General features: G+C 66.0%; 23 protein-coding genes and 1 pseudogene. 7 read left to right on the top strand and 17 right to left on the bottom strand.

The window, feature by feature from the left end; translation table 11 throughout:
- Positions 1-204 precede the first annotated feature (204 nt).
- From R4P47_RS23385 to R4P47_RS23405, 5 genes are all read right to left on the bottom strand, one after another.
- Positions 205-807, bottom strand: a complete 603-nt coding sequence (locus R4P47_RS23385; RefSeq protein ID WP_008720461.1) for a cadmium resistance transporter — start codon at positions 805-807, stop codon at positions 205-207.
- 94 nt (positions 808-901) lie between these two features.
- Entirely contained in the window at positions 902-1447 is a 546-nt protein-coding gene (locus R4P47_RS23390; protein WP_008720462.1) for a signal peptidase II, read from the bottom strand.
- Positions 1444-3399: a heavy metal translocating P-type ATPase gene (locus R4P47_RS23395; protein ID WP_008720463.1), complete on the bottom strand. Its 1956-nt coding sequence runs from the start codon at positions 3397-3399 to the stop codon at positions 1444-1446. Before R4P47_RS23395 ends, R4P47_RS23390 begins: the two co-directional genes overlap by 4 nt.
- Complete coding sequence (locus R4P47_RS23400; protein WP_008720464.1) at positions 3396-3776, bottom strand: ArsR/SmtB family transcription factor; 381 nt, start codon at positions 3774-3776, stop codon at positions 3396-3398. The genes R4P47_RS23395 and R4P47_RS23400 overlap by 4 nt, the downstream gene beginning before the upstream one ends.
- A 297-nt stretch (positions 3777-4073) precedes the next feature.
- On the bottom strand, positions 4074-4433 hold the full coding sequence (locus tag R4P47_RS23405) for a MerR family transcriptional regulator (protein ID WP_008720465.1): 360 nt from the start codon (positions 4431-4433) through the stop codon (positions 4074-4076).
- A 428-nt stretch (positions 4434-4861) separates the two neighbouring features.
- Between R4P47_RS23405 and R4P47_RS23410 the strand changes: the two genes are divergently transcribed.
- Positions 4862-5239: a BlaI/MecI/CopY family transcriptional regulator gene (locus tag R4P47_RS23410; RefSeq protein ID WP_008720466.1), complete on the top strand. Its 378-nt coding sequence runs from the start codon at positions 4862-4864 to the stop codon at positions 5237-5239.
- Positions 5236-6192: a M56 family metallopeptidase gene (locus R4P47_RS23415; protein ID WP_008720467.1), complete on the top strand. Its 957-nt coding sequence runs from the start codon at positions 5236-5238 to the stop codon at positions 6190-6192. The genes R4P47_RS23410 and R4P47_RS23415 overlap by 4 nt, the downstream gene beginning before the upstream one ends.
- Positions 6193-6686: 494 nt before the next feature.
- On the opposite strand, the gene R4P47_RS23420 is transcribed toward R4P47_RS23415, so the two are convergent.
- The 3 genes from R4P47_RS23420 to R4P47_RS23430 form a co-directional block, all read right to left on the bottom strand.
- Positions 6687-6983 carry a hypothetical protein gene (locus R4P47_RS23420; protein WP_008720468.1) on the bottom strand — a complete coding sequence of 99 codons (297 nt, stop codon included), beginning with the start codon at positions 6981-6983 and terminating at the stop codon, positions 6687-6689.
- A gap of 978 nt (positions 6984-7961) precedes the next feature.
- A complete protein-coding gene (locus R4P47_RS23425; RefSeq protein ID WP_008720488.1) occupies positions 7962-8687 on the bottom strand; it encodes a YoaK family protein in 726 nt (241 codons plus the stop codon).
- Positions 8688-9545: 858 nt separating this feature from the next.
- On the bottom strand, positions 9546-9857 hold the full coding sequence (locus R4P47_RS23430; RefSeq protein ID WP_008720486.1) for a DUF4229 domain-containing protein: 312 nt from the start codon (positions 9855-9857) through the stop codon (positions 9546-9548).
- Positions 9858-9937: 80 nt separating this feature from the next.
- On the opposite strand from R4P47_RS23430, the gene R4P47_RS23435 reads away from it, so the two are divergent.
- The 3 genes from R4P47_RS23435 (at position 9938) to R4P47_RS23445 (ending at position 12845) form a co-directional block, all read left to right on the top strand.
- Positions 9938-10729 carry a DUF3105 domain-containing protein gene (locus tag R4P47_RS23435; RefSeq protein WP_032373348.1) on the top strand — a complete coding sequence of 264 codons (792 nt, stop codon included), beginning with the start codon at positions 9938-9940 and terminating at the stop codon, positions 10727-10729.
- Complete coding sequence (locus R4P47_RS23440) at positions 10726-11484, top strand: DUF305 domain-containing protein (protein ID WP_008720482.1); 759 nt, start codon at positions 10726-10728, stop codon at positions 11482-11484. Before R4P47_RS23435 ends, R4P47_RS23440 begins: the two co-directional genes overlap by 4 nt.
- 239 nt (positions 11485-11723) lie before the next feature.
- Positions 11724-12845, top strand: coding sequence for a M23 family metallopeptidase (locus R4P47_RS23445; protein WP_230558228.1), 1122 nt, complete (start codon positions 11724-11726; stop codon positions 12843-12845).
- A gap of 84 nt (positions 12846-12929) precedes the next feature.
- Here R4P47_RS23445 and R4P47_RS23450 read toward each other — a convergent pair whose 3' ends face one another.
- From R4P47_RS23450 to R4P47_RS23480, 7 genes are all read right to left on the bottom strand, one after another.
- The gene (locus R4P47_RS23450) at positions 12930-13886 is read right to left on the bottom strand and encodes a cytochrome c oxidase assembly protein (RefSeq protein ID WP_008720478.1); all 957 of its coding nucleotides are present in this window, start codon (positions 13884-13886) and stop codon (positions 12930-12932) included.
- A 10-nt stretch (positions 13887-13896) separates the two neighbouring features.
- Positions 13897-14490 carry a copper resistance protein CopC gene (locus tag R4P47_RS23455; protein ID WP_008720475.1) on the bottom strand — a complete coding sequence of 198 codons (594 nt, stop codon included), beginning with the start codon at positions 14488-14490 and terminating at the stop codon, positions 13897-13899.
- Between the two features lie 91 nt (positions 14491-14581).
- A complete protein-coding gene (gene ctaD, locus R4P47_RS23460) occupies positions 14582-16354 on the bottom strand; it encodes a cytochrome c oxidase subunit I (RefSeq protein ID WP_072692203.1) in 1773 nt (590 codons plus the stop codon).
- Positions 16355-16441: 87 nt separating this feature from the next.
- Positions 16442-17398, bottom strand: coding sequence for a M56 family metallopeptidase (locus R4P47_RS23465; protein WP_317785910.1), 957 nt, complete (start codon positions 17396-17398; stop codon positions 16442-16444).
- Positions 17395-17748, bottom strand: a complete 354-nt coding sequence (locus R4P47_RS23470) for a BlaI/MecI/CopY family transcriptional regulator (protein WP_027494220.1) — start codon at positions 17746-17748, stop codon at positions 17395-17397. Before R4P47_RS23470 ends, R4P47_RS23465 begins: the two co-directional genes overlap by 4 nt.
- 25 nt (positions 17749-17773) lie before the next feature.
- Positions 17774-18568, bottom strand: a complete 795-nt coding sequence (locus R4P47_RS23475; protein WP_080733228.1) for a M23 family metallopeptidase — start codon at positions 18566-18568, stop codon at positions 17774-17776.
- 536 nt (positions 18569-19104) lie between these two features.
- Positions 19105-21129 carry a cytochrome c oxidase assembly protein gene (locus R4P47_RS23480; RefSeq protein WP_032373357.1) on the bottom strand — a complete coding sequence of 675 codons (2025 nt, stop codon included), beginning with the start codon at positions 21127-21129 and terminating at the stop codon, positions 19105-19107.
- Positions 21130-21326: 197 nt separating this feature from the next.
- Between R4P47_RS23480 and R4P47_RS23485 the strand changes: the two genes are divergently transcribed.
- Positions 21327-22250, top strand: coding sequence for a cation diffusion facilitator family transporter (locus R4P47_RS23485; protein ID WP_008720942.1), 924 nt, complete (start codon positions 21327-21329; stop codon positions 22248-22250).
- Between the two features lie 179 nt (positions 22251-22429).
- Here R4P47_RS23485 and R4P47_RS23490 read toward each other — a convergent pair whose 3' ends face one another.
- Entirely contained in the window at positions 22430-22843 is a 414-nt protein-coding gene (locus R4P47_RS23490) for a Rieske (2Fe-2S) protein (protein WP_008720941.1), read from the bottom strand.
- 185 nt (positions 22844-23028) lie between these two features.
- Entirely contained in the window at positions 23029-23556 is a 528-nt protein-coding gene (gene lspA, locus R4P47_RS23495; protein ID WP_052061206.1) for a signal peptidase II, read from the bottom strand.
- Positions 23557-23715: 159 nt separating this feature from the next.
- On the opposite strand from lspA, the pseudogene R4P47_RS23500 reads away from it, so the two are divergent.
- Positions 23716-24243: pseudogene (locus R4P47_RS23500) on the top strand (apolipoprotein N-acyltransferase); the annotation flags it as partial.

Genomic DNA, 24243 nt, shown 5'->3' on the forward strand with positions numbered 1-24243 from the left:
CGGTCGATTCGGCAAGTCCGGTCCGATTGTCGCACCGTGGTCGATCTGATGATCGCCGACGGATCGACCGAGTATCGATGCGCCGCCCTTTGCTCACCCTCACGCTTCGATCGATGGCATGGAGGTGACGCCACCGGGCGGTGGCGGGAACCGATCTGAGTCGGGCCGTAGCGGTTCCGCAGGCTGCGCGCGAGCGGGTGTCGGTCATGACGCGGCGGCGATCAGCCGGGCGAGAACTCCGGATTCGAGGAGGATGAAGAGACCCAAGCCGATGAACACCGCTGGGACGAGCCAGTGCTCGACCCGTTCGAGAGTGTCGACGACCTTCCTGCGAGTGCCCAGCAGCCTGCCGGCGTAGCACCAGATCCCGACGCAGATCAGGAACACGGCGATGGTGACTGCGGTCTGTGGTGGACCGAGCGTCCGAAAGACCGGGGTGTAGACGGCGATGTTGTCGGCACCGTTGGCGATGGTGATGGCAGCAACGCCTGCCATTCCGGTGGCAGCGACCGGGGGTTCGTCCTCGTCGTCGCTGCGCAGCCAGCGGATCAGCGTCCAGAGCCCCAGCGACAGGGGCAGCACACCGAGTAGCCCGACCCATTCTTGCGGCACGATCACCAGTCCCAGAGCGGCGACGACGCTGGTCGCGACGAGGGTGATCAGGCCGAGGTACTGGCCGGTGACGATCTGCCACGCCCGCGGCCTACCCTGGCTGGCGGAGGCGACGAACAGCACCGTCAGCACGACGATGTCGTCGATGTTGGTGCCGGCGAACATCGCCACTGCCGCGGCGATGGTGGTGATCACTGCCGCACCGGGCGTCGGTGAGGATGTAACCGGACGCCCCCGGTGCCGCACGCGACCGTCATGGAGGTCGATCGGATTCGAGGTCGGGGAGCAGTCATACGGATCGTTGCTCCGTGCCCGTGGGATCGACGCGGGTTCGGCCCTCCCGGAGCGACGCGAGGACGACCAGGACTACGCCGCATGTGAGGTAGGTGTCGGCGAGGTTGAAGGTGGGCCACCATCCGGTGTGGAAGTAGTCCGTCACGCGGCCGTCGGCAGCGCGGTCGATGACGTTGGCGGCCGCTCCGGCGACGACCGCCGACAGCCCCACCGTCCCGGTCAGTGAGCCGACGGGGACGGTGCGCCACGCGTACACGGCGATGGCGAGAGTGATGATGGCGGTGACCGCGATGATGACCCCTGGCGGCAGCCCGTTCCCGACGCTGAAGGCGACACCGCTGTTGTAGGCAAGCCTGAGTTGCAGCAACCCCAGTTCGATGACGCGGCCGTCGGAGAGTGCGCGGCGGGCGACGGGGTCGGCCGCGAGTGCCGCCGCGACGAGGACGGCGACGACGATCGCCAGGGTCCACCGGGATCGAGTCGCCGAGCGTCCCCCGGTCGAGACACCCGGCATCGGGCCCGAAGTGGGGTCTGGGCTCATGTCCAGGCCTCGGCTGCTGCCGGGGCAGGTGCGGGCACCGCTGCGGCGGACAGGGGGTGGGTGCGGCCGGCGCGGACTCCGTTGGCGATGACCACGATCTCGGCGAGTTCGTGCACCAGCACCACCGCGGCCAGGCCGAGGATTCCGAACAGGGCGAGCGGCATCAGCACGGTGATGATCGCCAGCGACAGCCCGACGTTCTGCAGCATGATGCGTCGGGATCGGCGCGCGTGGGCCAGGGCGTGCGGCAGGTGCCGCAGGTCCTCACCCATCAGGGCGACGTCGGCGGTCTCGATGGCCACGTCGGTGCCCATGGCGCCCATGGCGATACCGAGGTCGGCGGTGGCCAGTGCGGGGGCGTCGTTGACGCCGTCGCCGACCATCGCGGTCGACCGGCGGCCCTTCAGGTCGCCGATGATGCGTGCTTTGTCCTCCGGTCGCAGATCCGCGTGGACCTCCTCGATGCCGACGTCGGCGGCCAGTGCGCGGGCGGTGCGTTCGTTGTCCCCGGTGAGCATCGCGACGTGGTACCCGTCGCGGCGGAGACCGGCGACGACTTCCGCGGCTTCGGGTCGCAGTTCGTCGCGGACCGCTATCGCGCCGAGGGTGCGGCCGTCCTGTTCGACGAGGACGGCGGTGGCTCCGGCGTGCTGCATCCGTTCCACGTCCGCGGCCAGCGGGCCGGGGTCGATCCACCCTGGTCGGCCGAGGCGGACGTCGTCGCCGCAGAGGCGGCCGGTGAGGCCGGCTCCGGTGACTGCGACGACGTCGTCGGCGGGTGTGTGGTCGTCGACGGCGGCGAGGATCGCCGCGGCCAGGGGGTGCTCGCTGCGCACTTCCAGCGCTGCGGCCACGGCGAGGACCTGTTCGCGGGTCGCACCGTCCGCGGTGGCGACGTCGATGACGACCGGCTTGTTGCGGGTCAGGGTGCCGGTCTTGTCGAGCGCGATCACGCGGATGCGGCCCAGCGCCTCAAGAGCTGAGCCTCCCTTGACCAGGACGCCGAGTTTGCTGGCGGCGCCGATCGCCGCGACGACGGTGACCGGGACGGCGATGGCCAGTGCGCACGGTGAGGCGGCGACGAGGACGACCAGTGCGCGTTCGATCCATACCCGTGGTTCGCCGAGCAGGCTGCCCACGGCGGCGATGAGGGCGGCGGCGACCATGATTGCCGGCACCAGGGGCCTGGCGATCGTGTCGGCCAACCGCTGAGCCTCACCCTTGCGGGACTGCTCGGCCTCGACGATCCGGACGATCTTGGCCAGCGAGTTGTCCTCGGCACGTGCGGAGACCTCCACCTCGAGAACGCCGGTTCCGTTGATCGCCCCGGCATACACGTCGTCGCCGGGCCCGGCCTCGACGGGCACCGATTCGCCGGTGATCGCCGAGGTGTCGAGCGCGGTGGTGCCGCGGCGGATGGTGCCGTCGGTGGCGATGCGCTCGCCGGGCTTGACGATCATCATCTCCCCGAGCATCAACTCGGTCGGCGACACCGCCTGCTCGAGGCCGTCTCGTCGGACTGTGGCGGTGTCGGGAACCAGGGACAACAGTGCCCGTAGACCTCGCCGTGTGCGGGCGACCGCGTACTCCTCGAGGCCCTCGCTGATCGCGAACAAGAACGCGAGCATCGCGGCCTCGCCGACCTCACCAAGGATCACGGCACCGACCGCCGCGATGGTCATCAGGGTGCCGACACCGATCTTGCCGCGCGCGAGCCGCCGAAGGGTCGACGGGACGAAGGTGTAGCCGGCGACGATCAACGCGAGTGATTCGAGCACCAGGGTCAGCCGATCAGGGCCGCCGATCCAGTCAATGATCAGCCCTGCCGCCAGCAGTGCACCGGCCACCGCGGCAGCTCGGATCTCGGTGATCTGCCACAGCTTGTCGGGTTCGTGCTCCTCGTCGCCGTCCAGGCGGGGTTCGTCGTGGCCGCAGCCGCATGCGTCGCTCATCCGGTCACCGCCGACCCGGCGGGCGCGGTGCCGTAAACCGGGCAGAGTGCCACCGCGTTCCCCGTGACGGCGAGGAGGGTCTCGGCCGAAGCGAGCAGGTCCAACAGTTCCGGCCGGACGAGGGAGTAGAACACCTGCCGGCCCTGGGGGCGACCGACGACCAATCCGCAGTCCCGCAGGCACGCCATGTGCGCCGATACCGTCGACTGTGCCAGCCCCAGCTCGCTCACCAGGTCCGCTACACGCACCTCCCTGCTGGCGAGACGGCGAACGATAGCCAACCGTGTCGCATCGGAAAGGCTGTGGAACAACGACACTGCCGCATCGAAAGTCGACGTGGAACCGCCGGGCAGGCGGCCATCCTTATTGATCGTCATGCAACGATGATAGCATCTAAGCCCGGTATGATCGCTATGCGTGAATGCTCGGCCCCGGTCTCGTCGGCACGAGTCCGATCCTCGTCGTGCCGTACTGAGACAGGACGACGGCACGACGAAGAACACCTCCGTGGTGTGGGACCCGGTCACCGGACCTGCGGACGCACGCGACAAACCGCAGTTGCTCCGTACGGCGCGGTCGAGATCGCCGACTTCCCGATCGCGGTGGCACCTGCTACGAAGGCGCTTTCGATTCCCTACTCGCCGAATCCGTCCGAGACGGCGAGGAGGCCGAGGTCAACCAGCTGCATTGCGGGTCGAACGGCGCGCCGACGCGTCGGGAGTGTCGTCGAGACGATCGAACGCACCGGTCATTGCGGCATGCAGCTCGGTGAGCTGCGCGATCGACTCCTCCTCCCGGGTGATGTGCTCGCGCAGTGTTGGCCGCAGCCCGGTCTTCACAGCGGCGCAGGAGTCGTTCTCCCATGCGCGCAGCATCGTCTTGATCTGTGGCAGCGTCAGTTTCGAGCTTTTCGCGGCGGTGATGAACGCCAACCGTTGCTGTGCTCGTTTGTCGTAGACGCGGTACCCGTTCGGGGCTCGGTCCGCCGGCAGCAGCCCCTCGCTTTCGTGGAAGCGCAGCGTCGTCGCCGGCACCCCGTCGCCGAGGAGAGTTACGAGATCAGATCAGCAGGGCTTCGGCAAGCCTGGTCTTCGTCCGTACGCAATCGTCAAAGACTGCGCTCGCCCTGTCGATTCGTTCTGTACGACGCCGCGCGAGAGGCTCGCCCGGCAAGCTTCCCCCGACTTTCGGGAAGTCGGGGGAAGTATCCTATCGCAGGTCGTCAGCCGGTCAGCAACACATCATTGCGGCGCACATGTCCCCACACATGCCGGTGGCCATCATGATCTGGCAATCCCACCACGTCTGCAGGTTGGTCATCAGTTCGGTCATCGGAATCTCCCTCAATTCTGGTCCCGAGGAGACGGGACATCACGACCATATACTGAGTACGTACATAGATAGTAGATGTCGTGTTACCGACGACCCTAGGATCAGGAGACGACAGGGCAGGAGGCGATAGGTGCGGGTGAACGGATTCGGTGAACTCGAGGCGGTAGTGATGGATCGCCTGTGGGCCCGCGGTGCGCGAAGCACCGTGCGGGAGTTGTTCGACGAATTGGCCGAGCAGCGGGTGATTGCCTACACCACGGTGATGTCGACGATGGACAACCTGCACCGTAAGGGCTGGTTGGAGCGCACCCGTAGGGGCAAGGCGTTCGACTACTGGCCGACGTTGTCTCGCGAGGAGCACAGTGCCCGGCTGATGCGTCACGCGTTCGCTGCGGGCGGCAAGTCGGACCTGGTGCTCACCCATTTCGTCGAGCAGATGAGCGACGAAGAGTCGGAGCGTGTGCGAAGAGCGTTGCGCAGACTGACCGACCCCGGCCAGTCGCGATGACTCTGACTCTGTGCCTGCTGCTCTACGGGCTCGTGGTCTCGGTAGCCGGTCCGCCTGTGCTCGCGCGACTGACCCGCCGGGGCATCGCTCCGCAGCTCGGGATAGCTGCCTGGAGTGCAGCAATGGCGGTGGTGATCCTGACCTGGACCGGCGCGGCGATCATGCTCGTCACCGAAGCGGTGCATTGGAACAGAGACGCTCACTGGGTGTCAGCGTGCGTCGTCGAGGTGCTCCGGTCGATCGACGGCCGTGCCGCAGCACTGCTTCAGGGAACACTGATAGCAGTCTCCGCGGTCGCTGCGGCGGCGCTTCCGTTGGTGGTGTGGAGGGCTGGGCGGGGCATGCTGCGGATGCGAACGCACACGCTTCGCCACGCCCGGACGGCGAGGGTGATCGGCCAACGCCTGCCCGGTACCGACGCGGTGGTCGTCGACACCGCGGATCGGCTCGCCTACTGCGTTGCTGGCCGTCCGAAGACCATCGTGATCACTACTGGTGCCCTGGATGCACTCGTCCCGGATCAGTTAGGCGCCGTCTTGGCGCACGAACGTGCTCACCTAATCGGTCGCCATCACCTGCTGCTCGCCTCTGTTCGCGGACTCGCCGCGGCAGCTCCATGGATGCGGTTGTTCCGCGACGGGGCGACCGAGATCGCCCTGCTGCTCGAGATGTGCGCGGACGACAGCGCTGCCCGCTCCCATGGTCGGCGGGCGCTACTCGGTGGTCTGCTCGCCCTCACTGGTTCGTCCGTCGCTCCCGCGGGTGCCCTCGGCGCGAGCGGAGGCGACGTGCTCGCTCGTGCTCATCGCCTCACCGTCGCTGTGTCCACCCCCGTGCACGCGCGGGCCCGCACCCAACTGTCCTTGATCGTCCTCTCGATCACCGCGAGTCCGATCGTGTTCGGTGCCCTCGCCGCTGCGGGTGTGATCATGTGTGGTCCGATGGGCTCTTGAGTGGTCCTGCCAAGAGCGGGTCGATCGGTCAGTGGTGACGGCAGTCGCCGCGCCGAGCCAATTTCAATCGTGCGCCCTCGTCCGTCGAGCGACGGGTAGAACTGTCCCTCGGGTGCGGGGGCGTCGTTATGCAAGGCGATCAGGTTGCCGTCGGTGTCGACGGTTGCGAACTGCGTCGATCCCTGGTCCGTCGAGACGGGACGGCCCGCATCTGCGGGATGAAGAACGCCCGCACGGGACATCTCGTCGGATCGACGACCGCCGGATTCAGCGACGTCCGCGACTCCGCACTCAAAAAGGGATGCGGGCCCCCGAGCACGGCTGTATCACCTTCATTGTTCGGTGTCACCGAAGGCATTAACAGCACGCCGAACACCGTCAGTGCTTTCAGCAAACCGGCCTCCGGAGCTGTGCCCCGTCGACCATGCCGATCAGCTGACTGTATGTCACCGACGATACCAATGAGTACCCCCTGGGGTATCCCGATTCGGGTGTCAGCCGAGGATGGCTTCCCGGAGCTGAGCCATGCTCGGCGCACCCGCCGGCCCGTCACCTGTCATGTACACACGGCAGGCCAGACCGACTGCGGCGGATGTGTCGCCCATGACGTCGACGCCGTCGACGAGAACGGTCGGAGAGCCACGAAAACGCACCTGTTCGGCCATGTCCACCGTGTCCACGCGTTGATAGACGAGCACGGCGTCCGAGTGTTCCGCGGCGAGGAGCTGCAACCGTTCAGCAGTGACCGTCCAGTTCGGGCAACCGTCGAAATACTGCAGGGTGATCTCCATCCACCCACGGTATATCCGTGCTGAAGTTGGCAGCGCACAGGTCGTAGAATTCGATTACGCGGAAGGAGACGGAGTGCCGAACTTCTCCCGTCACTCTCGACGGAAAGGGCTTGCTCATGAATCTGTCCAGTGAGAGTGACGGCACCTCGGCCTGTTCCTGCTGTGGTCGCGATTTCCCGACCGTGAAGTTGCACTCCCTGGCAGGGGGAGCTGCCTATATCTGCCGACGTTGCGGACTGTGGGTTGCGATCCGTCGACGCTAGAGAGAACAGCGTGGGTGTACCGCTCTTCAGTAGGCTGCCTGCACCGATACGTCGTCTCGGCCATGGCGTACCGCCGTACGCAACCGGCGCGCGTCGCCCGTGCGGCTCGATCCGGCCCGTACCAAAGCCCGGGTCGGCGGCGTCCACCGCCGCGACCTTTCGCGGCCATGTCGCGCAGATTCTGCGATTGGTTCCCGTCGACCACGTGAAGAGGCTGTTGCTGCGCCTCGTCCAGCGTCACTCGTACACAGATCGGGTTGTCGGACATGTGCAATGCGTTCACCGACTCGTCGATCGACCCACCGAGCGCGATGGCCAACGCGTAGCGATGCGGGCGAACCACCCGCGGTTGTCCACAGCGGGAGACCCAGAATCTGCCGTATCCGTCGTCGGCAATGGCTCCGATCCGGATCGCACACGGGGACCGATGCGGCCGTGCACGACGTAGCTGCGAAACCGAGCTCGCTCGTCGGCGTCGCCGACTATTGACGGTTTCGGCACCGACCTCCCAACCCACCTAGCAACTACCGGCATCGCTGACGCCTTGGCGAAGAGATCAGGGCCAAGCGAGAGATGGTGTGTATCGAACATCCTCTCCACACGCTCAAACCGATTGATTCACGTTGCGACAGTGTTTCTGTTGGTCGAGTCCGCCGGTGGAGCAGAACGATCTCGGGAGCGCGGACCCGTAGGTTTTCGCTGGCCGGGAATAGACCTATCCCCATAGGGATCGTCGCTCGGTGTGAGTGAAGGTGAAGATGCTTGCAAGCAGGCTGATGGCTGCGGTAACCAGGAGTACTTGAGGTCCGGTGATCGCGGCACCGATCAGAGCCCCGGCTGCGCCTCCGGCTGCGAAGGACCCGAGAAGCATTGCATAGCAAAGCCAGTCGAGGTAAGTACCGCCGCCCAGTAGGTGTCTTTCGATCCCTTGGCCCAGTTTGACGACGGTGCCGGTGACGTAGCTCAGGGGGATGTAGGTTTCTTCTCGTTTCGTGAATGCTGTGTTGAGCGCGCCGAGAGCGAACGCAACCAACAGAATGGGATAGAAATTTACGTCGTCGGACGCCCAGCCGGATATCCCGATATCGATGAGCCCTGCCGCGGCGAGGGCGATGGTCGTGACAACTGTTGCTCCGTGTGGGTGATTGGACCAGTATCGGCGGCGGCAGATCGACGCGATCACCACTCCCGCCAGAAAGGCACCCATCAAAGCCAGCGCCGCCCACGGCGATGCGCCGGGTGCAACGGGCTTACCTTCCGGACTGCCGAAATGCCCGATGACGGCGCGTTCGGTGTTGCCGGTCATGAACGTCACGAAATACCCCGCCGAATGCAGAAATGCGACAGCACCCACCATTCCGGCCAGCGCGGACAGTATCCACGACAGTCGCGCCTCCGCGCCGACGGCTGTTTCGCGGCTGAGTGCCACAGAAGATGTCATGCAACCAAGTCTCCCGGCCGTGTACGGAGCCGCAAGTCGATGAGGTGCAGCTCACTCGGCGGTTCTTCGGTGTTCGTATTCCCTTCGGAAGCAATCGAACTCCCACCTGCACCTCGTCTGCCGACCTCGGTGACAAGCCCACCCAGCGGTGTAATTTGCGTGCTCAAGTAGCACGAACTCGCGGCCCATCCGCGCGTGGTCAGTTCCATCCCTGTGGATCGGTGGGCGGCACAGTGTCCGGATATCAGCCGATGAGTCGGAAGGCTTCCGTCCCGCCGAGATGTGGGAACGCTGGCGTACTGTCCTGCGGTTCTATCGCTACCCCTCGACGCTACTACTCACCGAGCACGTACCGGGGGAGACTTTTCCCGGTATGTGCAGGTGGCCGGTGCGTCCAGGCCCCGTCGCCGTTCCGATCGACCGGTGGGGTCGTGCCGTTTCCCGCCGACCCGATGCCCCAGGTAGCGGTCGGGGCGGTCATCGCTGCTCACCGCTCCGGGCGACTGCCCCGGCGCGATCCACGCCCGCCCCTGTCGTGGCGACGCGGTCGTGGCGAGCGGGAAACTGACGTCACCGGCACACCACCGCACCCGGTGTCAGCTGCACCAGGCTCGGACTACTAGCTAATCGGTGTCGATGCCCGCCGCCGTGCCCACGCCGCTCTGGCCGATGTGCCTGACCTCGTCGATGATCTCGAGTATCGGATCGAGACTCTGATGCACCGCACCCTGGAACTACTAGACATCGAGCCGGACGCCGAAGCGTCCGTCGAATGGGTCGGCGAACAGTGACCGACACGGACGATCCGCCAACGCCAACGCCAACGCCAACGCCAACGCCGAAGTCCGTGCGCCGACGTCACGGTTTGTCGGTGCCGGGTCGTCCCGCCGCGGGGCCTCGCTTCTTGATCGAGCGCGTGCGATCGACTGCTTCGATGTCCGCATTGATGGTTCGGCGGAGCTTCCTCAGGGTCAGTGCCGACAGCGGCAGGCTTGCTGCAAGTGCGCCAAGCAGTACCAACACGAAGGAAATGTCAAGGCTCGTCAGTGCGTCGACGGCCAAAAGCACTCCTGCGGCGACACACACGAAGAGCAGGCGTGCACCGTTGTAGGCCAGCACATGAAGGGCAAGCTGCCCGCGAGCAGTTGAGGGTGCGCGGAACACCGGCATCGGCCGTCCTGTCGTGCGTAGGGGCTTCCTGGGACCTTGATTCAAATACTATGGTGCATAGTATTTGATGGAGGAGCAATATGAACAGCAGCAGAAACCCCGCCCGAGGCCGACGGAGCTCGACTCGGCGATCACGCCCAGCCGGAGTGCCCGGGGGCGTGCGCGCTCCCTGGGCGGTGATAGGCGCGGGTGTCGTCATCGTCGTGCTCGTCGGTGCGATCGGATACAACCTGGCCCCCCGCGTCCTCGAACGCAATCAGGCCGAGCGGTTCGCGCCGACCGCCGACGACCCGGACCCCTCCCGCGGCATCGACGGCGTCGTCGAGGTCGAGTATCCGGCCGCGCGGCACGTCGAACCAGCTCAGAGAGTTGCCTACGATCAGAGTCCGCCGTTCGGCGGCCCTCACGACCAGACCTGGGCGACGTGTACCGGAGTGGTGTACCCCGTCCCGCTACGCAGCGAGAACGCGGTTCATTCGCTCGAACACGGGGCGGTGTGGGTGACGTACGACCCGAACCGGGTCTCCTCCGACGAGGTCGGTTCACTCGCCGGGCGGGTCGAGGGCGAGCCCTACACGATGATGTCGCCCTACCCGGGCCTGACGGCACCGATCACGCTGCAGTCGTGGGGCCATCGACTCGAGCTCGACAATGCCTCCGACCGGCGCATCACTCAGTTCGTCGCTGCTCTGCGACAGAACCCCTCGACCCACCCCGAGAGCGGAGCCAGTTGCTCGACCATTCCCGGCGCGTTCGATCCCGACAACCCGCCGCCGTTCGACGCCAGCGAGCCAGGACCGGACGCGGTGCCCCTCGAGGAAGACCCGGCCCTCGACAGTGCGCCAGCGCCGATGGGGGAGGGGAGTCGATGACCGTGCACGGCCAGGCCGACGATGCCCAGATCGACGATGCACAGAACGACAGTGCACAGAATGACGCCGCGGAAACGGGACCCAGATCCAGGCCCAGGGCACTGCTCATCGGCTTGGCGGTGACAGCTCTCGTCCTGTCCGGCGTCCTCATCGGCGTACTGCTCACACCGGACAGCGCACGAGTGGCCGTACCGGCATCGAATTCGGTGGATGTGGGTTTCGCGCAGGACATGTCGGTCCATCACAACCAGGCGATCGAGATGTCGGCGATGGCGTTGGGACGCTCGACGGATCCGGTCATCCGGACCCTCGCCTTCGACGTGTTGACCTCGCAGCAGAGCCAAGTCGGCACGATGCAAGGCTGGTTGACACTGTGGGACAGGCCATATCTGCCCGACGGCCCGACGATGACGTGGATGACCGGGGCCAGCTCGACAGGGGGTCACCCGATGGACATGAGCGCGTCCGCGAACGACAGCGGACAGGACGCGACGTCGATGCCCGGCATGGCCAGTACCGCCGAGCTGACGGCACTTCGCCGGATGAACGCCGAAGAATTCGACGGCCGGTATCTACAACTGCTCCGCCGCCACCATCGTGGGGGAATCCCGATGGCAGAGCAGGGAGCAGCGAACGCGACAGTTCCCGCTGTCGCCGCGCTCGCGGGCTCGATCGCCTCCGCGCAAACCGCCGAGGTCGGTCAGATCGATGTCCTGCTGAGCGCACACGGGGTCTCACCGTTGCCGGAGAGCTGACGCCGATATCTAAATACTATGTTGCATAGTAATAACGATTGGGATGACCCCCATGACCGGCATCGGCACGCATGAAAAGGCGTCGAATCGTCGAGTTACTGTGCAAAGCACTCACTTTCGACGCCGAATCGATAGGCGAAACAGCGACGAATGCAGTCGAGAGTGTGACAGAAGGGGCTTGTGGTGTCGATGGGATCACGCAACACTGACCCACGGCCGACACGGCATCCACTGCGATCGTGACCGGCATTCAACGAGAAGGGTGGGGTGACCACGTGAACAACGCGGGAAAGACGACGCCGAGCGGCGGGCGACGTCGCGCATGCCGAGGTGCGCGGACATACGTGATCGTCGGTGCCGCACTCGGTGCGGTGTTCCTGCACGCCCCGGTAGCCGAAGCGAATCCGGGTCAACCGGCCGTGGAGTCCGGGGACGAGGTCGAAGGTCAGCAGACCGCCGACGCCGTCAGCCGGTTGATCCGCCTGGCCGATCGGGCCGCGACAATCGGTACCGATCCGATCGCGGTGGCAGACCTCGCAGCCTTCGCATCCTCGACGTGGGCCGCCGCCCAGGCCGGCGGCGTCATCGCGGACACCGCCGGCCCGGTGTCCGCGTCGGCAGGATGCATCGTCGACGCCATCGCCCGTGGAGTCTCGAATGCCCCGGCGCAGTCCCTGTCCTGCCTGGCCCCGTTGGCGACTCTCGACCCACTCCTGGCCCTTCGTATCGCCGCATCGCTCCAGGTCGACGCCCTCGACCCCGCAGTCCCGCATGACGGCGACCGAGGTGGGGAACAGGATCCGGTGACGGGCAACACCGGCCGCGATTCGCCCGTGCCCGGCACCACCGACACCCCTCCCGCATCCGAGACGACCGCGCCCGAAGATTCTGTTCCTGATGCAGCACAGCAGCGCGGTTCCACGTCCGGTGGCTCGGCCACCTCCCGAGGTACTGCGTCTGCTGTCGCACCCAGCAGCGGACTGGTCACCTCGAATTTCGGCACCCGAAGCGGGACACAACACGGCGGTGTCGACATCGCCGACTCACTGGGCTCACCGATCGTCGCCGCGGCCGATGGAACGGTCATCAGCGCCGGGCCCGCACAGGGCTTCGGGCTGTGGGTTCGGATCAGACACGACGATGGATCGATCACCACCTACGGGCACAACAACGGAAATTCGGTCACGGTGGGTCAGCGCGTCCGTAAGGGCGATCGGATTGCAGAGGTCGGGAACCGCGGTAACTCGACGGGTCCGCATCTGCATTTCGAGGCGACTTCTCCCGCGGGACAGAAGGTCGATCCGCAAGCCTGGCTCGGTGAGCGTGGAGCCAGAATCGGGGTGGGCACACGTGCGCGATGAATGCGCCCGATCAGGCCCTTGCCAGTAAGCGCGATCAGGCGATGAGCTCGCGGCAGTCCCCGAGCGCGGGACGGCCGCGACAGCTCAGGTCCGTTGACTGGTCTCGCTACCGATCTTTTTCAGAAAGTCGTTGTAGGCGTTGAGTTCGCTGTACCCGTCTTCTTCGGCGTGCCGGTCCGCGGCAGCCGATTCCTCCTTTTCGTCCCGGTTCCACCGAATGCAGAAGATGAGCACCACCAGCAGGGCCACCGGCTCACCGTAGGACCACGCAAGCGCCCCGGCGAGCTTCTGATCGGATACCGGATCGACACCCCACTGCGGGGGAGGGGAGGCGAACGTGGCGAGCATGGGGGTGCTCGACATCATCAGGATGACACCGAAGAACACATGCAACGGCATCTCGACGAACAGGTCGAACAACCGGCCCAGATTGCTCTGCCGAACGGGGAGGGGGCCGACGGCGAGCACAGGGATGATGAACAGCAGCCCGCTGGCGAAGAAGAAGATCTCCATCGATACGTGCCCGATGACTGTGATGGCGAGAACATCGAAGATCGACGACAGATACAGCCCGTAATAGCTGAAGAGGAACAACGGGATCGTCAGACCTGGATGTAGTGCGATGCGCCCGGCGCGGCTACGCAACCCCGTCAGCGCCGCGATCAGTACCCACCGCCCGGCTCCGTGATGAGCGGTGGCACGCAACAGAAGTCGTCCGGGCGAACCCACCACCAACAACGGTGGGATGGTCATCGACAACGTCAGATGCTGGAACATGAAGACGCTGAACAGGCTGTATCCGTAGCGTTCGACCTGCAGTCCGGTCACCAGGACCAGCGCCGCGCAGCCGAGCAGAAAACTCGCACTCCGCCACCGTGACCATGCGATACCCCGGCCGCGGATCCGGTAGAGCCCCCAGCAGTACAGTCCGGCCATGACGATGCCGGCGATCGGCAGGATCGGGAGCGGCGGAAGATCGAAGCTCAGCAACGCTGCCAGGGTCGGCGGGCCTTCCGGGGGAGTTACGGCGGCGATGTTCATCGGGCCCCTGTCATTGCTTGTCCTTGCCTCGGATCACCAACGTCAGGGCGATGGCAGCGAGACCGAGGACAGTCAGGCCCACGATGGAGAGCAGCATCATGGTGTTCTGTTTCGGTGGCCGGTCCTCGCTGGCGGACGGGTTGTTCGGATCGTAGGCCTGCGTCGGCGTGGTCGAGGGAGCCGGCGAGGTCGCACCGCCCTGCGATTGCTGTGCAGCAGCGTCCGGGCGGGTGGCGGTCTCCGCGACGTCGACCGAAAAGCCGTACGACCCGGTGATCGGGTGCCCGTCCGCGGAGGTGACGCGGTAGCCGACGGTGTACTGCCCGTTGGGTAGGCCGTCCTCGAGCAGGACCGATACGTCGGGGCCCTCGACCGTGGCCGTACCCTGCGTCCACTGAGTATCGCCAGGACCTACCACGCTGATGGTCGCGAACGATTCGTTGATGTCCTGATTGAACTTGAGGCCGACGCCGATCGGTGCGAACTCGAGCGTCACATCGGCCGGGGGGTCGGAGCTGACGAGTTCACTGTGCGCCGATGCCGGGGCCGCGGAGAACAGTGCTGTGCCGCACATGAGCACGGCGACCAGCATCCATCGTTTCACGTTCGGTTCTCCTCTGGTCGTACTGATTCTCCTTACTACTATGCGCACTAGTAGTAAGGGGGTGTGAGCCTACGGGGGTCGGTCGACCGTGTTACTTGTCGACGTCCGGCCGTTTCGATACGTCCGGTCCGGCAATCGCTTCGGTGATCACTTCCGAGGGCGCGATCGAATCCGAGTGCGGGCCACCGACGTGCTGCTCGGCGCGGATGCGTTCGACCATGTGCGGATAGTGCAGCTCGAACGCCGGCCGCTCGGAGCGGATCCGGGGCATCTCGATGAAATTGTGCCGCGGGGGTGGGCAACTGGTCGCCCACTCGAGGGAGTTACCGAAGCCCCAGGGGTCGTCGACGGTGACCACTTCGCCGTAGCGGTAGCTCTTGAACACGTTCCAGATGAACGGCAGCGTCGAGGCCCCGAGGACGAACGATCCCACGGTCGAGATCTGGTTGAGGGTGGTGAATCCGTCGGACGGGAGGTAGTCGGCGTAGCGGCGCGGCATTCCTTGGGCGCCGAGCCAGTGCTGGACGAGGAAGGTGGCGTGGAAGCCGAGGAACGTCAGCCAGAAGTGCCACTTGCCCAGTCGTTCGTCGAGCATGCGGCCGGTCATCTTGGGGAACCAGAAGTAGATGCCGGCGTAGGTCGCGAACACGACCGTTCCGAACACGACGTAGTGGAAGTGCGCGACGACGAAGTAGGTGTCGGTGACGTTGAAGTCGATGGGCGGGCTCGCCAGGAGCACTCCGGACAGTCCACCGAAGACGAACGTGATCAGGAATCCGATGGAGAAGAGCATGGGGGATTCGAGGGTGACCTGGCCGCGCCACATGGTGCCGATCCAGTTGAAGATCTTCACCCCGGTCGGCACGGCGATGAGGAAGGTCATGAACGAGAAGAACGGCAGCAGCACGGCACCGGTGGCGTACATGTGGTGCGCCCACACCGCGATGGACAGGGCGGCGATGCCGACGGTGGCGTAGATCAACCCCTTGTACCCGAAGATGGGTTTGCGGGAGAAGACCGGGAAGATCTCCGAGACGATTCCGAAGAACGGTAGCGCGATGATGTAGACCTCGGGGTGTCCGAAGAACCAGAACAGGTGCTGCCAGAGCAACGCTCCGCCGTTGGCGGGATCGAAGATGTGGGTGCCGAGTTTACGGTCGGCGAGCAGGCCCATCAGTGCTGCGGTCAGCAGTGGGAACGCCAGCAGGATCAAGATCGAGGTCACCAGGATGTTCCAGGTGAAGATCGGTAGCCGGAACATCGTCATTCCCGGTGCGCGCAGGCACACCACGGTGGTGACCATGTTGACCCCGCCCAGGATGGTGCCCAGGCCGGCGACGAGCAGGCCCACGATCCACAGGTCGGATCCGATACCGGGGGAGTAGACGGCGCTGCTCAACGGGGTGTACGCGGTCCAGCCGAAGTCGGCGGCACCGCCGGGGCTGATGAACCCGGCGGTGGTGACCAGTGCGCCGAACAGGTAGAGCCAGTAGGAGAAGGCATTGAGCCGGGGGAAGGCGACATCGGGTGCGCCGATCTGCAGCGGCAGGATGTAGTTGCCGAAGCCGAAGACGATCGGGGTGGCGTAGAGCAGCAGCATGATCGTGCCGTGCATGGTGAAGAGCTGGTTGTACTGCTCGTTGGAGAGGAACTGCATTCCCGGGACCGCGAGTTCGGAGCGCATGATCAACGCCATGAGGCCACCGACGAGGAAGAACCCGAACGAGGTCACCAGATACATGAGCCCGATGACCTTCGGATCGGTGGTGGTGACCATCGTGTGCAGGAACGACCCCTTGCGTGCCCCGCGGGGAGGATAGGGGCGGACCGCCGGCGCAGCCGGAGGAGATGTCAGCGCCGTCATGGAACCACCTTCGAATCGCACGCGAATTACAGGACGCGTCCGACAGCCTAGCCCAAATACTATGCAGCATAGTATTTTGGGGGTGGTTCAAGTCAGCAGAACCGCGCACGCTGCGGCGGAGACCGCACTGAGGGTGAGGATTGCCATGGCGGCCGGCACCACGAGCGGCAGCACGGCGGCGGCAGCGTACGCGCCTGCTCCGGTTCGGGTCGGCGTGTGCGCGCTCGTGTCGAGGTGATGCAACCGCTCGGCGGTCGATTCCCCGATCAGGCCCAACGCCCACAGTGGACGCGCCGAATGCGCCTGCGAGACCGTCGACAAGGCCGAACGCACAGTGTCGGCGCTGGTGACCGCGGCCGCGGACCGGTCCGCGGCGACCTCGACCAGAACCCGCACCGCTGCAGGTGCTGCGGCGAACAGGGGAACGCGAGGAAGTGCTTTGGCCAGGATCTCGCAGATGTTGACGATGCGGTGGTGGCGCCCGCGCAGGTGGGCACGTTCGTGTGCGATCACTGCCCGCTGTTGATCGGGATCGAGATGGGCAAGCAGGCCTTCGGTGGCCACGACGTAGCCGGGGCGACCGTCGATGCTGTAGGCCAGCGGGAGTGGGTGGTCGAGCCACATGATCGGTTCGGGTCCGGGGTCCGTGCGCGCCACGACGGCGATGACATCGCGGTGATAGTCGCGGACTTTGGACCGCGCTCGAAGCTGACGGCGAGTCGAGCGCAGGACGCGCGCCGATGCCGACGCCGCGAGGACGACCGATGCCCCGGCGACCGCTTCCCCGATCCACGGCTGGGCCGCGTGTTGCAGCGAGCCCAGGCAGCGGACGGCGAGTTCGACCATGCCCTCGGCCGGCGCATGGCCGGGCCAGAGCAACACCGCCACCGCGGATCCCACGAGAAACAGCACCCCGGCGATGCTGCCGATCCAAGCGGTCAAGGCGAGAGAGGGGCCGACGGTGCGGGTGAGTGAGGTCAGCAGCGGCGGCATGGCAACGGCCACCAGGGTCGCGGCGAGGAGTAATGCCAGTGCGACGATCACCGGTTCGCGTCCGGCAGGTTCCCCCGCAGGGCGTCCAGTTCGTCGTCGGTGACGGTTTTCGCGAAATGCATCAGCACGGCGGCCGAGTCGGTGCTGGTGTCGAGGATTTCGCGCAGCGCTTGCGAGGTGGCCTCGGCCCGAGATTGCACGGGCGAGTAGAGATAGGCGCGTGACTGCTTGGTCCGCTCGACCCACCCCTTCTCGTGGAGATGGGTCACGACGGTCAGGATCGTGGTGTAGGCGGGGTTTCTGTCGGCCATGCGTTCACGCAGGTCGTGGACCGACTGCGGTCGATCACATTGCCAGAGCACGTTCATCACCTCCGCTTCGAGATCACCGAGCCTTTTCATCGCCAGTTCTTCTTTCCTCGTCGTGTCAGGTGATATCGACTCCGCGTGCCGACAGCCACGCCGTCGGGTCGGACTTGGCACCGTCGGGTTGCCACACTTCGTAATGCAGGTGGGGTCCGGTGGATTGGCCTCGGTTGCCTACCGTAGCAATGAGCTCGCCGGCTTTCACGCGTTGACCGGCGGTGACGAGCGCCTGGTCTATGTGGCCGTACACCCCGATCGTGCCGTCGTCCTGACGAATACGCACCCACAGGCCGAACCCTTGCGCCGGCCCTGCTTCGATGACCTCACCGTCGGTCACCGATACGATCGGCGTCCCGATCGTATTGGCGATGTCGAGTCCGTAATGCGTTGTCCCCCAACGCGGCCCAGAACTGGAGGTCAATGTGCCCGACACCGGCACCACCGAGAGCGGGCGCCGCGCCTCGGCATCGCGTGCGGCGCGCTCCGCCGCCCGAACTCCCCCCTCGGCGAGTTGCTCGGTCATGCGCTGCGCGAGCCGGCCGACATCGAGATCGGGCATTTGCAACACCTGCGGGGGTGAGGCGACGACCGGGCTCGGCGGCAGGACGCCGGCGGGAGGGCTATCGATACTCGCAGCGCTGAGCGCCACACTGTCCTGCGACCCGGTGTTCGGAGACGTCGCTGCCGCGGACAGAAAGGCACCGACCGCGACCGACGCAGCGATGGCGCGGCCACCCGGCTTCGGCACCCGGCGGCGATGAAGTCCGCGGCGAGCACGTCGCGACACGGCCTGCACTACATCGCGGCCACCGTCGCCGTGTGTCGTCTCGTCCGGACCGGCCACGTGCACCCACATCGACGCGGCAGTGTCCGCGGCCGCGGTGTCCCAGGCGGCGCTGACCGCGTGAGCGGGTACATCCGGTGCGGGCGTCTGCGCCGAAGGCGTGTGCTCGTCCTGCGACCGATTGTCGGAGTACACGGTCTCGGCGGGCGACTCGGTCACGAAACGCGAGGGTGCGAACCCGGCGTGTCGATGACGGGGGTGATCGATGAGCGCCGTCGGCCTGTTGCCGACGGGCATCGAGACCGCGACGCCGGGTGCCGGCGCTGCGTAGTCGTCGTCGATCGGATCGGGTGTGCGGTGTCGGGCCAAGATCACAATCCTTGGTGGCTACGAGGCCGTGGCCTCGCTCGAGATAACGAAATGGTGACGGTCAGGCCACAGGTTACTACTATCGAGCATAGTTTTTCCATCCCACTCGACCCGGATTCGTCCGTACCGCTGGTCACGGTCCTCGGAGGACATCCCGCCGGGCTACGACATCCCGCCGGGCTACGACATCCCGCCGGGCTACGACATCCGCACCGGAACAGGGCTGGGCGTTTCGGGTATCAGGGGTGATCGCGCCGAGAGGACAGGCCACCGAGCATGGTGTTGTACGCCTCGAGTTCGGTATCACCTTGATCGTCGACTCGGCGGTCTCGTTGCCGTGCCGCGCTCTCGTCGGCCGCCGACCACCGGACCGCGGCGAGAACCGCGGCAGCGAGCAACGGCAACTCCCCGATGCCCCACGCCAGAGTGCCGCCGCGCCGCTGGTCGGCCAGCAGGTCTGCGTTCCAGTCCAGACGCAGTCCGCTGTAGAAGCTCGCTCCGAGCGCGGTCTCGAGATCGATCGTCACGACGAGGAAGAATGCGAACCCGGCCAATGCGGTGATACTCGCGAGCAACTTCGTCAGTCCCGCGATCGGTCTCGGTACCGGGTCTTCGCCGACCGTGCCCCAGAACATCACCATCCCGACGGTCAGGAACCAGCCCTTCATCACCATGTGTGCCACATGCGAGTCGGCGACGGTGTCGAACAGTCCGCCGGGGTAGAGCAGGTAGAAGCTGCTCAGGAACACCGTGGTGCTGACCCACGGGTGTATCGCGATCCGGGCTGCTCGGCTCTGCCATGCAGCCCGGAGCCATTCGCGCGAGCCCGGTGCTTCGGCGGCCGACGCGGTCGGCAGGACCGAGGCGAACAAGGTTGCCGGTCGGCCGAGGACCAACAGCAACGGCACGGCGACGGCGACCGCGGTCAGTCCCGCCATGTGCACGCTGAACATCGCCGGGCTGTAGAACCCGACCCCGGACGAGGTCGCCACGAGCAGCACCGCAGTACCCGCCAACCAGCTCGCTGTCCACCGCCGCCGCCATGACAGGCCTGCCCGCCGACGGCGCCGCACGGCCACCAGATACAGGACGGCCGCGATCACCGCCGCGGAGCCGAACACCAGGTCGAAACGCCACTCGAACGCCAACCGCGCAGCGGTGGGCGGGCCGTCCAACACGTAGCCCAAGGCCTCTTCGTGCGCCTGGGGCAGCGAGGTGTCCTGCGGCGGGGGCGGGGGAGTGCGGCCCAGTGCGACCGCCAGGCCCACGGTGGTGACGAGAACGAGGGTCTCGATCATCGACAACGTGATCAGGGATCTGCGCCTCGCGGGGTCGTGAGCCAGAGCGCGGACCGTTCGTCGTCGCTGTATCCACCCGAGGGTCCCCACGATCGCCAGAGCTGCGATCTTCGCCAGTATCAGAGCGCCGTACGTCGAATCCCACAGCGACGTCACGGGCACTCGCACGGCAGCGTTGACCACTCCGGAGACCGCCATGATCACGAACGCGACCAGAGCGAGCGTCGAGTAGCGGCGGGTCGCGACGGCAAGGTGCCCACCTCCGCGCAGCGCATGAGCGAGAAGTGCGAGGAGTCCGCCCACCCACAGCGCGGCAGCGAGGATGTGCAGGATCAACGAGTTCGTCGCGATGTCGTGATTGCCGCCGGTCGAGGAGTGGCCGGTGACCGCGCGCGGGATCAACGCGAGCATCGACAGGGCGAACAAGGCGGGGGTCCATCGATGCCGCAACACCGCCGCGCATGCTGCGGCGGTGATCGCCGCGACCGCAGAGGTGATGGCCCATGCAGTGGAGGCCTCGACATCGCCGATCGCACCGAGGAACTGCACCGGTTGCGCTGCAACGGATCCGACAGGTTGACCCGAGGCGTCCGAGAGTGTCAGCGGCACCAACGCCGCCGCGCACACCGCCCACACTGCGGAGGCCTTCGCCGCGGTGCGGACGGCTACGTACCCGTCGATGTCGAGCACACCCGACCTCTGAGGCGGAACGAGAAATGCCGCGAGGAGCAGCGACCCCGCCGCCACGACGGCAGCCACCTCGCCGATCGCGGTCAGTGCCGGGATCCCGTACGTCGTGATCGGGCCCGGATCGGGCAGACCCAACAGCACGAGCGCTTGCGACGTCGACATCGCTGCGAGCAGTGCAGCGACCACCGCGGCAATCGCTGCGCACAGCACCATCACCTGCGATCCGGAGCGTCGATCCACTGCGCCGCGGGTCGAATGGGCCGCTTCGGTGGCCATGGTGTGCGCCTCTTCCCGGTGGATCGTGTTTCCGGCATGGGCGCGAGGCAGTCCGACCTGCGCCGACAATGAACTACTACGAATGATAGTTGTACGAGTCCGGGCAGCCACCGCCGGATGATCCTTCAACACTTGCATGTATGCGCATATCGCAATATGTTGTCGTTCTGCGGATCTGACACGACGAAGGAGCAACGATGGGGCACGGACATGGCCACGGGATAGAGCCGGGTTCACCGGCCAGCGCGTCCGGTAAGCACCTCGGGCGACTGTGGATCGCTGTCGGTCTGGGGGCGGTCACCCTGGTGACGCAGGTCGTCGTCGGCCTGTCCACCTCGTCGCTGGCGTTGCTCTCCGATTCCGCGCACGTGTTCACCGACGTGTTCGGGGTGCTGATGGCGATCGTGGCGATCACACTCGCACAGCGACGATCGACCAAGGCTGCCCGCACGTTCGGGCTCTACCGAGCCGAGGTGTTCGCCGCATTGTTCAATGCACTTCTGCTGTTCGGTGTGGCCGGTTGGATTCTCTACGAAGCCGCGCAACGCATCACGAATCCGCCCGAGGTCCCCGGCGTCCCGGTGATGGCGGTGGCCACCCTCGGGCTCGTGATGAACCTCATCGCGTTCGTCCTGCTGCGCAGCGGCGCCAAGGACAGCCTCAATGTTCGGGGTGCGTATCTCGAGGTGATGGCGGACATGCTCGGCTCGATCGGCGTACTGGTCAGCGGACTGGTCACCGTCCTGTTCGGGTGGCGGTACGCCGACCCGGTCATCGCGGTCGCCATCGGCGTGTTCGTCCTGCCACGCGCGTTCAACCTGGGCCGTCACGCCGTACGAATTCTGCTGCAACATGCTCCGGCGGGCATCGATGTCGCCGCCGTGGAAAGGGCCCTGACCGATGTCGACGATGTCGAAGAGGTGCACGATCTGCACATATGGACACTGACGTCGGGGATGGAGGTCGCGTCGGCGCATCTGACGGTCGCCCCGGAGGCCGAGACACCGCGGGTGCTCGCTGCAGCGCAGCAGGTTCTCCGCAACGAGTTCGGTCTCGAACACGCCACTGTGCAGGTCGAACCCCGGGAAGGCGAAGGCCGGTGCCGAGAGGTCAATTGGTAGGCAGGTCTCGACCCGGTGCGCGATCGGCACGCTGTGCTGTCGTCGACACGGCAGCGATGTACCGAACCGGCACCCGTCGGGTGGGGGCACAGAGTGGGTCCTCGAGTGCCGCACATCGGCCCGGTCGAGACCGTTCACCCCGAACCCGTCCACCTCGCATGTTCGCGCCCGGTGATGGATCAGTCGACGGTGAGGGTATCGACGGTTCTGGTCACGGCACGGTTCGGCAGTGGCTCGGTGGCGGGGCTGCGCATGACCGCCCCGTCGGTGATCGAGAACGCACTGTTGTGGCAGGGGCACTCGATCGTGCCGTTGCGAACTCGGTTCACTGTGCACCCTCGGTGAGAACAGATAGCCGAGAAGGCCCGGAAGATACCGGGTTCCGGTTGGGTGACGACGACCTGCCGGTCGGCGAGCACGATTCCACCGCCGACAGGAACATCGTTCACCGACAAGGTGACGGGACCGTCGGAAGCGGTGTCCTCACCGGACGGGGCTTCGCCGACGCTGCATCCGGCGGCAGTCAGGCACGCTGTAGCGCAGCTCGTAGCGAGAAAAATACGGCGCGGTAGCGCCGGGATGTCCTCGCTCATACAGCAGGCTCCCCTCGGTACGCCTCGGTGAGCGAGAGGCGACGATCGCGTGTCGGTGGTTGTAGTCGACTATGTTTCGAGCAGTTCCGGTGTCGATCACCCTCACTGTTCGAGCGGATCAGCATGATTGTCCTGTCGCGAATGTATGTGCACTGCAGGGCATTCGATTCGAACGCCGAGATATCTCATGCACGTTCACGATCCGGCGCTGTCGGGCACTGCGGGCAGAGGGGCAACCCTTGTGCCCTCTCGCGTGCCAGTGCCGCCCCGATCATCAGCACCACCCCGCAGGTGATGTAGATGTCGGCGAGGTTGAATGTCGGCCACCAACCGGTGTGAAAGTAGTCCGTGACCGCACCGTCGACAAGCCGGTCCAGAACGTTGGACAGCGCGCCGGCGAGGATCAACGCCAGCGCCACCGTGGTCCACTGCTCCCCGTGCCGAGCGCTGTGCCATCCGTAGGCCGCGACCCCGGCGGTGATCGTCGCCGTGACCGACACGATCACCCATAGGGGCAGCGAATTGCCCAGACTGAAGGCCATTCCGCGGTTGAAGGCGAGCCGCAATTCGAGGATCGGTAGTGGGATCGGAGAGCCGACCAATGCTTCTTGCGCCCAGTAGTCGACGGTCAGCGCGGTAGCGACCAATGTCAGCACGAGAGTCACTGCGTAAGCACGCAGCCGCGTGGGAGACGTGGTGGGCGAGCGGTTCACGGATCCTCGTTCTCGGGTGTGTATCTCGGACAGGTGCTGGGTGTCGACGGAAGGGGATCGGTCACCGCCGCAGAGTTGCCATCACATAAAATACTATGCACCATAGTAGTTGATGAACGGCAGAGGCTCCTCCGGTACCGGCTGCACGCGCGTGCCGTCATGAGATCGGCTCCCGGCATCGAGCCCGGGCCTCGACCTCTCGTCTACGACCCGAGCCGGGCGCGGTGGGTGACCGGCAGCAACGGAGTCCGCGCGTGGATCCGGCTCCTCGCCGCCGCCTCATCCGGGCTGATGTTGTATGCCACATTCCCGCCCATCGATCTGTGGTTTCTCGCTCCGGTAGCACTTGCAATGCTGCTGTTGGCTGTGCGCGGGCGAGGGGCGCGTGCGGGGGCCGGCTACGGCTTCGTCGCCGGCTCGGCGTTCTTCGTGCCTCTGCTGCCGTGGGTGGGGGAGTACGTCGGATCGGTGCCGTGGCTGGCGCTGTCCGTCGTTCAAGCACTCTTCGTGGCACTGTTCGGTGCGGTAGCGGATCGGATGTCCCGACTGCCGTGGGCGCCGGTCTGGGTGGCGAGCGCCTGGGTGGCGATGGAAGCGGCACGATCTCGGGTCCCGTTCGGCGGCTTCCCTTGGGGCCGCATCGCATTCGGTCAATCCGACGGGCCGCTGCTGCCTCTGGCTGCGGTG

This window comes from Rhodococcus sp. IEGM 1370 (assembly GCF_033142325.1).
In the GTDB taxonomy this organism is placed as follows: Bacteria; Actinomycetota; Actinomycetes; order Mycobacteriales; family Mycobacteriaceae; genus Rhodococcoides.